We start from the raw sequence: 12,670 nt of genomic DNA on the forward strand, positions 1-12,670 counted from the left end.
CCGGCCTACAACGCTGCTGAGTGTTCGTAGGCCGGATAAGGCGCAACGCGCCGCCATCCGGCATTTTTATAGCACCACAGCTGTGACTTACTTCGTCGGAATCGCTTTCAGCAGTTCGGTCAGAAGCGTCCAGTAATGACCGACGCTTTCGATGTGAACCTGTTCATCCGGGGAGTGTGGACCAGTAATAGTTGGCCCAATAGAAACCATATCCATCTCCGGATACGGTTTTTTAAACAGTCCGCACTCCAGACCCGCGTGGATAATCTGGATGTTCGGCGTCTTGTTGAACAGACGCTGATAGGTTTCGCGCACCAGATGCATCACCGGTGAGTTCGCATCCGGCTGCCAGCCTGGGTAGCCGCCTTTCGCTTCGGTTTTCGCACCCGCCAGTTTGCCCAGTGAATCCAGCATGCTGACAACATAATCCTTGCCGGTGTCGATCAGCGAACGGATCAGACAGTGGATTTCAACGTTGTCGTCGGTCATAGTGACCACACCCACGTTCAGTGAGGTTTCAACCACGCCTTTTGCCACGTCGGAATTGCGGATCACCCCGTTTGGCGTGGCGTTCAGCAGACGGATAAAGCCGTCGCGAGACGGTGTAGTCAGCGCGGGTTTATCGTTAGCGGTGCTTTCCAGCAGAACCACCAGGTTTTTCTCTTTTTCGGCCAGTTCGTTTTTCAGGATGTCCTGATAAGTATTGACCTGAGCTTTTAACTGTTCGACGTTTTCCGCTGCGACAGCAACGGTGGCAAAGGCTTCACGCGGAATGGCGTTGCGCAGCGTGCCGCCGTTGAAATCAACCAGACGCAGATCCAACTCTTCAGCATGACCGGCCAGGAAGCGTGCCAGCAGTTTATTGGCATTGCCGAGGCCGACGTGGATTTCGCCACCAGAATGACCGCCTTTCAGACCTTTCAGCGTCAGTTTAAAACTCTGGAAACCCGCCGGAACAGCTTCTCGGGTCAGCGGCAGATTTGAGGTGAAGTCGATCCCCCCTGCGCAACCCATGTAGATCTCACCCTCTTCTTCAGAGTCGGTGTTGATCAGAATATCCGCCTGCAGCCAGTTGGCCTGCAGACCAAACGCGCCGTCCATACCTGCTTCTTCAGTCATGGTCAGCAGCACTTCCAGCGGGCCGTGAACGACGCTGTCGTCAGCCAGCACAGCCAGCGCGGAAGCCATCCCGATACCGTTATCGGCACCCAGCGTGGTGCCACGCGCTTTCACCCATTCGCCATCAATATAAGGCTGGATCGGATCTTTGGTGAAATCGTGCACGGTGTCGTTGTTTTTCTGCGGCACCATGTCCAGGTGCGCCTGCAGCACTACTGGTTTGCGGTTTTCCATCCCGGCGGTGGCCGGTTTACGAATCAAGATATTCCCCACCTGGTCGCGTTCGACGTGGAAGCCTTTCTCATTTGCCCAGCCGACGATATGCTCTGCGAGCTGCTCTTCATGATAGGACGGGTGAGGAATAGAACAGATTTTTGCAAAAATATCCCACAGCGGTTGCGGGGAGAGTTGAGATAGTTCAGACACGATAATTCTCCTTGTATACCCGTCATACTTTTGGCGGTGTTCAGGGTATAGATGCGCTGCAAACAAGCTTACAGGTCACCGGGTTAGCAGGTTAGTTATTACCACAAGTCTGGCTTGCGAGATGCGGTCGAGAATACCACTTTCTTTGCCCACTGCGAGTATAAAGCATGTAAAAAAGAGGCGCGGATTCCGCGAAATGCTGGTTTTTGATGGCTCAGATCTCTATAATCTCGCGCAACCTATTTCCCCCTCGAACACTTTTTAAGCCGTAGATAAACAGGCTGGGACACTTCACATGAGCGAAAAATACGTCGTCACCTGGGACATGCTGCAGATCCATGCACGCAAGCTGGCAAACCGCCTGATGCCTTCAGAACAGTGGAAAGGCATTATTGCCGTTAGCCGTGGTGGCCTGGTGCCGGGCGCATTGCTGGCACGTGAACTGGGCATTCGTCATGTCGATACCGTTTGCATTTCCAGCTACGATCACGATAACCAGCGTGAACTGAAAGTACTGAAACGCGCTGAAGGCGACGGTGAAGGCTTCATCGTCATCGACGATCTGGTCGATACCGGCGGTACTGCGGTGGCTATCCGTGAAATGTATCCCAAAGCTCACTTTGTCACCATTTTCGCTAAACCGGCAGGCCGTCCGCTGGTTGATGATTATGTGATTGATATCCCGCAGGATACCTGGATTGAGCAGCCGTGGGACATGGGCGTGACCTTCGTTCCGCCGATTTCCGGTCGCTAATCTCAACACTTTTCAACGCCTGGCTCTGCCGGGCGTTGTTTTATTTAGCCGATGACAGGTTACAATACGCCTTAATCAGTATTCCAGGAGGCTGAACGTATGTCACAGGCTAATCTTAGCGAAATCCTGTTCAAACCCCGTTTTAAACATCCCGAAACGTCGACCCTGGTTCGCCGTTTTAATGCCGGGACGCAGCCGCCTGTGCAATCAGCGCTGGATGGCAAGAACATTCCTCACTGGTATCGCATGATTAACCGTCTGATGTGGATTTGGCGCGGGGTGGATCCGCGAGAAATTCTGGACGTTCAGGCGCGTATCGTGATGAGTGACGCCGAGCGCACCGATGCCGATCTTTACGATACGGTGATCGGTTACCGTGGCGGCAACTGGATTTATGAATGGGCAAAACAGGCGATGGACTGGCAGCAGAAAGCCTGCCAGGAAACGGACCCTGAGCGCAGTGGTCGCTACTGGCTGCACGCCTCGACGCTGTACAACATCGCCGCTTATCCGCACCTGAAAGGGGACGATCTGGCGGAACAGGCGCAGGCATTATCTAACCGTGCCTATGAAGAAGCCGCGCAGCGACTGCCCGGAACGTTACGCGAGATGGAATTTAGCGTGCCCGGCGGTTCCCCCGTCACCGGTTTCTTGCATATGCCAAAAGGCGACGGTCCGTTCCCGACGGTGCTGATGTGCGGCGGTCTGGATTCAATGCAAACCGACTATTACACGCTGTATGAGCGCTATTTCGCGCCGCGCGGCATCGCCATGCTCACGCTGGACATGCCTTCCATCGGTTTCTCTTCGAAGTGGAAGCTGACGCAGGACTCCAGCCTGCTGCACCAGCATGTGCTGAAAGCCTTACCCAACGTGCCGTGGGTCGATCATACCCGTGTGGCAGCGTTTGGGTTCCGTTTTGGCGCCAACGTGGCCGTTCGTCTGGCCTATCTTGAATCGCCACGTCTGAAAGCGGTGGCCTGCCTGGGGCCGGTTGTGCATGCGTTGCTGAGCGAGCCGTTACGTCAGGGGACAGTACCGGAAATGTATCTTGACGTTCTGGCGAGCCGGCTGGGGATGCACGATGCGTCTGATGAAGCGTTGCGTGTAGAGCTTAATCGCTATTCGCTGAAGGTACAGGGACTGCTTGGCCGACGTTGCCCGACGCCAATGCTGTCGGGCTTCTGGAAGAACGATCCGTTCAGCCCGGAAGAGGAGTCACGCTTAATCACCTCTTCATCTTCCGACGGTAAGTTGCTGGAGATTCCCTTCAATCCGGTGTATCGCAATTTTGACAAAGCGTTACAGGAAATCACTCGCTGGATTGAAAAGAGATTGTGTTAATAATTTGCTAAATTCTACTGTTTTGGTAAAACAGTTGCTTCACAACAGGAGATCGCAATGACGTTACCGAGTGGACACCCGAAGAGCAGATTAATCAAGAAATTCACCGCGCTTGGCCCTTATATCCGCGAAGGAAAGTGCGAAGATAATCGATTCTTTTTCGATTGCCTGGCTGTTTGCGTCAACGTGAAGCCCGCGCCTGAAGTGCGCGAATTCTGGGGCTGGTGGATGGAACTGGAAGCGCACGAAAAGCGTTTTACTTATAGCTACAAATTTGGTCTGTTCGACAAAGCGGGCGACTGGACAAGCGTGCCTGTCAAAGATAAAGAAGTGGTTGAGCGACTGGAATATACCCTGCGCGAGTTTCATGAGAAGTTGCGTGAGTTGTTAAACTCGCTGCATCTGTCACTGGAGCCGGCTGATGATTTCCGTGACGAGCCGGTGAAATTAACGGCGTAATCCAAAAAGGGGCCGGATGATTCATCCGGTCCCTCTGTTTTGTTCACCGGATAAGTCAACTCATCCGGCCCATTCTGGCATCAGAACTGATAGGTCATACCCAGCGCCACGATGTCATCGCTGTTGACGCCCAGTTTGTTGTTGTCATCAATCTGGTTGATTTTATAATCAACAAACGCCGACATATTCTTGTTGAAATAATAGGTCGCGCCGACATCGATATATTTCACGATATCTTCATCACCGATACCTTCAATATCTTTGCCTTTCGACTGAACGTAACCGATGGACGGACGCAGGCCGAAATCAAACTGATATTGCGCGACGGCTTCGAAGTTTTGCGCTTTGTTGGCAAAACCACCGGAGATCGGCGCCATATTGCGGGTTTCAGAATAGATGGTTGCCAGATAGATATTGTTACCATCATATTTCAGACCGGTTGCCCAGCCTTCAGCATTCTGGCCATGACCACGCGCCTGCAGGTTTTGCTCATTGGTACGGTCAGAGTTGGCGTAGGCGCCAATGATAGCGAAATCGCTGCCGCCGAAGTCGTAGCTCAGTGATGTCCCGAACCCGTCACCGTTTTGTTTCTTCACGTCACGGTCTTCGTTTTTGCCCTGATATTGCAGGGTCATGTTCAGACCATCGATCATGCCGAAGAAGTCGGTATTCCGGTATGTCGCCAGGCCGCTGGCGCGTTTGGTCATAAAATTATCGGTCTGAGCCAGACCGTCACCACCAAATTCCGGGAACATATCGGTCCAGGCGGCAACGTCATAAAGTGCGCCCAGGTTACGGCCATAATCGAAAGAGCCGATATCTTTTAGCTTGACCCCGGCAAACGCCAGACGCGTTTTCTGACCGGATTCGCTTTCGGTTTTGTTGCCTGCAAATTCCGCTTCCCAACGACCATAACCGGTCAGTTGATCGTTAATCTGCGTTTCGCCTTTAAAACCAAAGCGGACATAAGTCTGGTCGCCGTCTTTGCTGTCATTATCGCTGAAATAGTGCATCGCTTTAACTTTGCCATACACATCCAGTTTATTACCGTCTTTATTAAACACTTCCGCTGCCTGCACGGATGCCGATGCCACAATACCCATCACCACTAATGCCAGAGTGCTCTTTTTCATTTTCAGTCCTGATTTAACGTACGCGCTATTATTTACTGGGTGTGATCCCCGTTGAAAGACAGGAGGGTTTTAACGTTCTGGAGTGAAGGTTTTATGACAACGTAAGAATAATTTTAAAAAAGGATGTTTTTCTGTTTCAGTAATAAAAACGTCAAAAATTGCCGCTACGCTTGCTGATCCAGCACAACAAAATTCCATGCTTTGTGCGCTGCTTGTTGGCAACCGGGGCCAGTCCTGCTAAAACGTTCGTTTACTATCATTTTCCCTATTTTGAACGGCAGAGAATCATGAGTGACAGCCAGACGCTGGTGGTAAAACTCGGCACCAGTGTACTAACGGGCGGATCGCGCCGCCTGAACCGTGCCCACATCGTAGAACTTGTTCGTCAGTGCGCGCAGTTGCATACCGCAGGACACCGTATTGTTATCGTCACGTCAGGGGCTATCGCCGCCGGGCGTGAACACCTCGGATATCCGGAACTGCCGGCGACTATTGCTACCAAGCAACTGCTGGCGGCGGTCGGGCAGAGCCGACTGATCCAACTGTGGGAACAGCTGTTTTCGATTTACGGCATTCACGTCGGACAGATGCTGCTGACGCGGGCGGACATGGAAGACCGGGAGCGCTTTTTGAATGCGCGCGACACCCTGCGTGCCCTGCTGGATAACAATATCGTTCCGGTTATCAATGAGAACGATGCGGTTGCTACAGCGGAAATTAAAGTAGGGGATAATGACAATCTCTCCGCGCTGGCGGCTATCCTCGCCGGGGCGGACAAACTGCTGCTGCTGACCGATCAACAGGGGCTGTTCACCGCCGACCCGCGTACCGATTCGCAGGCCGAACTGATTAAAGATGTCTACGGGATTGATGATGCGTTGCGCGCTATCGCTGGCGACAGCGTATCGGGGCTGGGAACGGGCGGCATGGGCACTAAGCTACAGGCCGCTGACGTCGCCTGTCGCGCCGGTATCGACACCATCATTGCCGCTGGCAGCAAACCCGGTGTGATTGGTGATGTGATGGAAGGCATCTCTGTCGGCACCCGCTTCCATGCCCAGGCCTCTCCGCTGGAGAATCGCAAGCGCTGGATCTTCGGCGCGCCGCCTGCCGGTGAAATCACCGTGGATGAAGGCGCAACGGCGGCGATTCTGGAACGCGGTAGTTCATTGCTACCGAAAGGCATTAAAAGCGTGACAGGCAACTTCTCACGTGGTGAAGTGATCCGCATCTGTAATCTGGAAGGGCGCGACATTGCCCACGGCGTGAGCCGCTACAATAGCGACGCGTTGCGCCGCATTGCCGGCCACCACTCCCAGCAGATTGACGCGATTCTGGGCTATGAATACGGCCCGGTTGCTGTCCATCGTGATGACATGATTACCCGTTAAGGAGCAGATAAATGCTGGAACAAATGGGCATTGCTGCCAAAGCGGCGTCGTACAAACTGGCGCTGCTCTCCAGTCGTGAAAAAAATCGCGTGCTGGAAAAAATAGCTGATGAGCTTGAAGCGCAAACGGAAACTATCCTGAACGCCAATGCGCAGGACGTGGCCGAAGCGCGCGCGAATGGCCTGAGCGAGGCGATGCTTGATCGCCTGGCGCTGACGCCTGCGCGCCTGAAGGCAATTGCTGATGACGTTCGTCAGGTTTGCAATCTGGCGGATCCGGTCGGGCAGGTGATTGACGGAGGGCTGCTGGACAGCGGGCTGCGTCTGGAGCGTCGCCGTGTGCCGCTGGGCGTGATTGGCGTGATTTATGAAGCCCGCCCGAACGTCACCGTCGATGTCGCCTCTCTGTGTCTGAAAACGGGTAATGCGGCGATTCTTCGTGGCGGTAAAGAGACGTATCGCACCAATGCTGCCACCGTCCACGTGATCCAGCAGGCATTAACCTCCTGCGGGCTACCGGAGGCGGCGGTTCAGGCCATTGAAAGCCCTGATCGTGCGCTGGTGAATGAGATGCTGCGCATGGATAAGTATATCGACATGCTGATCCCTCGTGGTGGCGCAGGTCTGCATAAGCTGTGCCGCGAGCAGTCGACCATTCCGGTGATCACCGGTGGGATTGGCGTCTGCCATATCGTTGTCGATGACAGCGCAGAGATTGCCCCGGCGCTGAAGATTATCGTCAATGCGAAAACGCAACGTCCGAGCACCTGTAACACGGTCGAGACGCTGTTAGTACATCAGGACATCGCGGCGCGTTTTCTGCCTGCGTTGAGCCAGCAGATGGCGGAGAGCGGCGTAACGCTGCATGCGGACGAACGGTCGCTTGCCCTGTTGAGCTCGGGTCCGGCAAACGTGGTGGCAGTGAAAGCGGAAGAGTTCGATGACGAGTTTCTGTCGCTGGATTTGAACGTCAAAATCGTCGCGGACCTGGATGACGCCATCGCGCATATTCGCGAGCACGGCACTCAGCATTCCGACGCTATCCTGACGCGCACCATGCACAACGCGAACCGTTTTGTGAATGAAGTGGATTCGTCTGCGGTATACGTCAACGCCTCGACCCGTTTTACCGATGGCGGACAGTTTGGTCTCGGTGCGGAAGTGGCGGTGAGCACGCAAAAACTGCATGCCCGCGGTCCGATGGGGCTGGAAGCGCTGACCACCTATAAGTGGATCGGCTTTGGTGACGATACGATTCGTGCCTAATTAATGCCGGGTGATGCAAAATCAGCCACTTGATTCGCAAGGCTATTGACGCATCGCCCGGTTAGTTTTAACCTTCTACCCCGTGCTCACACTCGTGGTCACGTCCTCTTCAGGGCCGATATAGCTCAGTTGGTAGAGCAGCGCATTCGTAATGCGAAGGTCGTAGGTTCGACTCCTATTATCGGCACCATCCTACCTATTTTAACGTCTCCCTAAGTCTACTCAAACACCTTTTAAACCCTTATAATACGCGGTTTCACGGCCCTTATTGTCTCTGCTCGTCTACTCACGTTCACAGAAATCTACGGTGAGTTGGGGGTATCAATGGGGGTATTCGCTGTTCGGTCTAAAGGAGATACCCCCAGATGAAGCTCAATGCCAGACAGGTCGAGACTGCCAAGCCCAAAGATAAACCCTACAAGATGGCTGATGGTGGTGGCCTCTACTTATTGGTTAAAACTAACGGGTCACGCTACTGGCGTTTAAAGTATCGTATCGATGGAAAGGAAAAGTTATTGGCGCTGGGGGTATATCCCGATGTGTCTTTGGCTGATGCCAGAGCAAAACGTGATGAAGCTCGAAAAGGTATCGCTGGGGGTATCGATCCTTTAGAACTTAAGAAAGAACATAAAGCTGAGCGTGAAGCGCAGGTCAAAAACACCTTTCAGCAAATTGCGCTCGAATGGCACAGCATGAAAGTGAAAAAATGGTCAGTTGGGTATGCCTCTGACATTCTCGAAGCTTTCAATAAAGATATTTTTCCTTTTCTTGGTCAACGGCCTGTTGCGGACATTAAGCCATTAGAGCTTCTTAATGTGCTTAAAAAAATCGAAGCCAGAGGTGCAACAGAGAAAGCAAAGAAAGTGCGCCAACGATGTGGTGAAGTGTTTCGCTATGCCATCGTAACAGGCAGAGCCGAGTATAATCCTGCGCCTGATCTCACAAGTGCCATGCAGGGGCATGAATCTACACATTACCCGTTCCTGACCACCGAAGAGCTTCCTGCCTTCTTTAAAGCCCTTGCTGGCTACTCTGGTAGTGAATTGATGGTGTTGGCAGCGAGATTGTTGATCCTTACTGGCCTAAGAACGGGTGAATTGCGTGGTGCCTTATGGTCGGAAATCGATTCCGAGAAAGCGCTATGGGAAATTTCTGCTGAACGCATGAAAATGCGCCGCCCTCATATCATCCCGCTATCTACCCAAGCGTTAGCCATTATCGAACAGATCAGAGCAATGACGGGACAATTCCCTTTGCTGTTTCCGGGCCGCAATGATCCAAGTAAGACCATGAGCGAAGCCAGTATCAATCAGGTATTTAAGCGAATCGGCTATACAGGACGGGTTACGGGTCACGGCTTCCGTCATACCATGAGCACCGTTCTTCATGAACAGGGCTACAACACTGCATGGATTGAAACCCAACTAGCCCATGTTGATAAGAATGCTATCCGTGGCACCTACAACCATGCGCAATATCTCGATGGCAGACGCGAGATGCTGCAATGGTATGCCAACTACATGGTAAGCCTTGAGAAAGGCGGTAATGTCGTACAGGGAACGTTTAATCGGCGTGGGTAAGGATAACTGCTGATGAAAGAAGGGTTATGTCTTAACGGGCATAGCCCTTTTTCTTGGCTAATGCAGATAAGAATTAAGTCAGAATTTAAACTGATATTTGTTAACTAATTGATTAATATAAAAATTATAAAATACCTTAAAACAGGAAAATAAATAGCACTTATTGCTAAATCGCTCTACACCCCGCCCAGTGACAGCTCTCCCGCCATTTCATCTGTTTTTGTATGAAAAACACTCAATCCGAGTTCAATTCTGATTTTCCGAGGGTTGAACGTCATAAGCGATCTGCAGATACTACATTCATCAAAACAACAACGGAGAAATATATGACAACAAGAAAACTTATTCGCTTGCCAGAAGTGATGAATAAAACAGGATTTAGCAAAGCATGGATCTATAGACTTATTAGTAAGGGTGATTTTCCTAAGCCGATTAAGATTGGAATAAGAGCCTGTGCCTTTGTTGAAAGTGAGATTGATGAATGGATTGAACAACTGATCTATTCATCACGCAATACAGCAGCATAATAATATATGGGTAGTATGTGAAAGCAATATAAACATATATTTATAAAATACAACAATCCCTTTTAAATAATACATGAAAGTGTAGGGGGATATTTACTTAACGATTAAATAAGGAACCCAAAATGAAAAAAGAAAATAAGTGTAATAGTCAGAACTCAGCAGAACTTACAGCATTGTTAGAATACTCTCGCTTTACCAAGAAAGTGCTTGCGAAGCCTGCTAATGAAGTATTCGATCTATTTACTGACAAGTATTATATGGAAACTGTTTACGATGATATTATTGATAAAACGAAGAAGAGTATTGATCAAAGTCAGCATAGATTCATAGATTTTGAAGAGGTTAGAATAAATATAATGTGCATGCATACAGAAGCCATTATGATTTGTTATATGTGAAAATAAAATAGCTCAAAATGGATTGTTTAGCGTTTAGAGATTTTATATGAGTAATATAGATATCATAAGCAAAAGGTCAGATATATATCTGACCTTTATTAGGTTTACTATCATTAATCAATAATGATTTTGTGAAATATTTTCTTTATTTCTATTGACTATTAAAATATAAGTTTTATAAAAAGTAAAGATACAAAAAAAGCCAGATGATAAATCTGACTTTTTAAGGACTAAAAAAGTTTTCGCTGACTTTTTTAAGTCTTGTAATCAGTTAGAGGAATAACGCGATTACAAATATAATAAAGTATTAAATAATCTTTTCATATTTGTCAAATCTAAATCTGAGCTTTTTACAAGTCTTTTAAATACCACTTCCAGAATCTTTAATGTCCTCGAAAGCAATCAAATTATAAACCTTTGTATCAGGTCTGCATATGTGGAGCAATTGAGCGCGAGTCGCTAATGAGAGATGTCCGTATGTTTTGTTGATTGTAGGTATAGAAGGGGAAGCGACGTAATACCAACCCGAAGCGAAGTTCTAAACAGATAAGTGAAGTTGTATATGGAATAGCTATGAGAAAGCCCTACCTTTGTTGACAGCATAAATAGGGGATAACAATACATTAATCTGCATGAACGAATCTGGGGGTGTCGTAGGGTGTCCTACATTGGAAACGATGTCGAGCTTTAAGCCAGATCAACTTGGGTGAAGTCATATTTTTCATCTTGGTTTTCGCCAATCTTGATAGATTTTCAACAAAATAAGTTGAAAATTTCAGGAGGCGAAGCCTTGGGTGAAGTCCCATTTTCGGGGGCGAGCACAAGGCAGTATATAGCTCCCACTAAAGCTAAGTTTATTTATAGTAAAGGTGCCTTGTTTTATATGGCACTAATAAAATATAAAGCAGAGCTAGATCAAAAAAACTATAAAACGAAGGCTAATAAAGTAAAAGGAAAATATATCTAAAAAATATAAAAAAAGTCTCGTTCCAGATATCCCATCATAGAACTTTTCCCGCTGTTGTCCGTTCAAGATCCAAATCCTTAACAAGAATAGAACGGTATAAAAGATCGATTAGTTAATATTGATAGGTTTTAGCAATCAAAGGTACTAAATCGATCGTTATTAATTGCTTTAAACGATCATTTGTTTAATTTTGATAGTTATAATCTATCATTGTTTGTTTTTTCGATCGGTACAAACGATATGACTAGACATGAAAATAATTGAATCCTAAGGCGTTTACAGGTCAGTCGTAGATCTGTGCTATTGGTGAAGGAAAAGGTATGCGGAAATTTATGTTAGTGGCAGGTCTTGCCGTCCTGCTAGCAGGGTGTGGCGATGATGGCATCTATGGCAACTATGTTAATCAACAGTTCGGCGTCAGGCTTGATATTCAGAAAGATGTGATCAAGTTTCGCGATGGTGTTTTTACCGTTAAAAGCTGGGATGAAAGCAAGAAACCCATCTATATAGCCAAAACGCAAAACAAAGATCTTGGCTCTTGGACTTTTAAAATCGAAAAAGTCAAAGATGGCGTCGTCTATCAAGGTGCTGTTTTTAAAAGGAACTGAAAAATGGAAAACAACACAATCAAATGCCCCTTTTGCCTAAAAGAAAGCCAAAGAGGTGTTCAGGTATGCACAGGCTGCCAAGCGTCAGTTCTGTATGGAACATATCCCGGTTGGTATGCGGCGGTGATCATCCTGTTAGCTTTTGGTCTGTCAGTGCTGATTGGAATGTCTACTGGCATGGCAGGAGCAACAATTAGCTTACCAATAATAGCTATTGTCGGTTTTGTCGCGGGTAAGGCAATTTTCTCAGACAACATTATCTTCAGAAGAAGAATGTAAATCAGTCCCGTCTTTCAGGGTGATGCTCCACTACGTGAACCATCACCCATATAAATTTTATTTCCTCCCCCTATGTCATCAAGCACTAAATCGGAACCCGTAAACGGGACCCCACGATTTAGCACTTGACGATTTGTCCCCGCTACTACGCATAGCTACCAGAAAGACAATATATTATTTACCCTATCTTTTATTTGCGTTTTATTCGTCGTGCAGTGTATTTATTATGTAGCCGCTATTGACAAGTATTTTATATCGGTTATTTATTTAAATATAAGTATAGTTCAGCTTTTTTGTTTTTCGGAAACTGAGGCAAGGTGTAATAGCGTATCCGCTATTTACCCAATCCTTCGGATTGCCCTATCTCGCTTTGCTCGTAGGGTTGAAAAAGATCTACCCTTCCGCCTGTTCCCCTTATCA

Annotated in this window: 12 protein-coding genes and 1 tRNA gene; 11 read left to right on the forward strand and 2 right to left on the reverse strand. The window is 48.6% G+C overall.

Translation table 11 applies throughout. The annotated features are described in order from the left end of the window. Nucleotides 1-87 precede the first annotated feature (87 nt). Complete coding sequence (gene pepD / locus QNN88_RS10985; protein ID WP_414240263.1) at nt 88-1,545, reverse strand: cytosol nonspecific dipeptidase; 1,458 nt, start codon at nt 1,543-1,545, stop codon at nt 88-90. A gap of 295 nt (nt 1,546-1,840) precedes the next feature. On the opposite strand from pepD, the gene gpt reads away from it, so the two are divergent. From gpt to crl, 3 genes are all read left to right on the forward strand, one after another. Further along, a complete protein-coding gene (gene gpt / locus QNN88_RS10990; RefSeq protein ID WP_042997821.1) occupies nt 1,841-2,299 on the forward strand; it encodes a xanthine phosphoribosyltransferase in 459 nt (152 codons plus the stop codon). A 99-nt stretch (nt 2,300-2,398) separates the two neighbouring features. Then, nucleotides 2,399-3,643 carry an esterase FrsA gene (gene frsA, locus QNN88_RS10995; RefSeq protein WP_414240264.1) on the forward strand — a complete coding sequence of 415 codons (1,245 nt, stop codon included), beginning with the start codon at nt 2,399-2,401 and terminating at the stop codon, nt 3,641-3,643. Between the two features lie 57 nt (nt 3,644-3,700). Beyond that, complete coding sequence (gene crl, locus QNN88_RS11000; protein ID WP_414240265.1) at nt 3,701-4,102, forward strand: sigma factor-binding protein Crl; 402 nt, start codon at nt 3,701-3,703, stop codon at nt 4,100-4,102. Nucleotides 4,103-4,182: 80 nt separating this feature from the next. Here the strand turns inward: crl and phoE are convergent, their stop codons facing one another. Next, a complete protein-coding gene (gene phoE / locus QNN88_RS11005) occupies nt 4,183-5,235 on the reverse strand; it encodes a phosphoporin PhoE (RefSeq protein ID WP_414240266.1) in 1,053 nt (350 codons plus the stop codon). A 287-nt stretch (nt 5,236-5,522) separates the two neighbouring features. On the opposite strand from phoE, the gene proB reads away from it, so the two are divergent. The 8 genes from proB to QNN88_RS11045 all read left to right on the forward strand — a co-directional run bounded on the left by proB (nt 5,523) and on the right by QNN88_RS11045 (nt 12,250). Then, complete coding sequence (proB, locus tag QNN88_RS11010) at nt 5,523-6,626, forward strand: glutamate 5-kinase (protein ID WP_414240267.1); 1,104 nt, start codon at nt 5,523-5,525, stop codon at nt 6,624-6,626. 11 nt (nt 6,627-6,637) lie between these two features. Then, nucleotides 6,638-7,891 carry a glutamate-5-semialdehyde dehydrogenase gene (gene proA, locus QNN88_RS11015; protein WP_414240268.1) on the forward strand — a complete coding sequence of 418 codons (1,254 nt, stop codon included), beginning with the start codon at nt 6,638-6,640 and terminating at the stop codon, nt 7,889-7,891. A gap of 114 nt (nt 7,892-8,005) precedes the next feature. Then, nucleotides 8,006-8,081, forward strand: a tRNA-Thr gene (locus tag QNN88_RS11020). Between the two features lie 175 nt (nt 8,082-8,256). After that, nucleotides 8,257-9,471: a tyrosine-type recombinase/integrase gene (locus QNN88_RS11025; protein ID WP_348837239.1), complete on the forward strand. Its 1,215-nt coding sequence runs from the start codon at nt 8,257-8,259 to the stop codon at nt 9,469-9,471. Nucleotides 9,472-9,797: 326 nt separating this feature from the next. After that, a complete protein-coding gene (locus tag QNN88_RS11030; RefSeq protein ID WP_000213227.1) occupies nt 9,798-9,998 on the forward strand; it encodes a helix-turn-helix transcriptional regulator in 201 nt (66 codons plus the stop codon). A 122-nt stretch (nt 9,999-10,120) separates the two neighbouring features. Beyond that, entirely contained in the window at nt 10,121-10,396 is a 276-nt protein-coding gene (locus QNN88_RS11035) for a hypothetical protein (RefSeq protein ID WP_043085806.1), read from the forward strand. 1,287 nt (nt 10,397-11,683) lie between these two features. Next, nucleotides 11,684-11,971, forward strand: a complete 288-nt coding sequence (locus tag QNN88_RS11040) for a hypothetical protein (protein ID WP_414240269.1) — start codon at nt 11,684-11,686, stop codon at nt 11,969-11,971. A gap of 3 nt (nt 11,972-11,974) precedes the next feature. Beyond that, a complete protein-coding gene (locus QNN88_RS11045) occupies nt 11,975-12,250 on the forward strand; it encodes a hypothetical protein (RefSeq protein WP_121525355.1) in 276 nt (91 codons plus the stop codon). The last annotated feature ends 420 nt before the right edge of the window (nt 12,251-12,670 follow it).

It is taken from the genome of Citrobacter sp. ANG330 (assembly GCF_047467925.1).
Taxonomy (GTDB): Bacteria; Pseudomonadota; Gammaproteobacteria; order Enterobacterales; family Enterobacteriaceae; genus Citrobacter_A; species Citrobacter_A amalonaticus_G.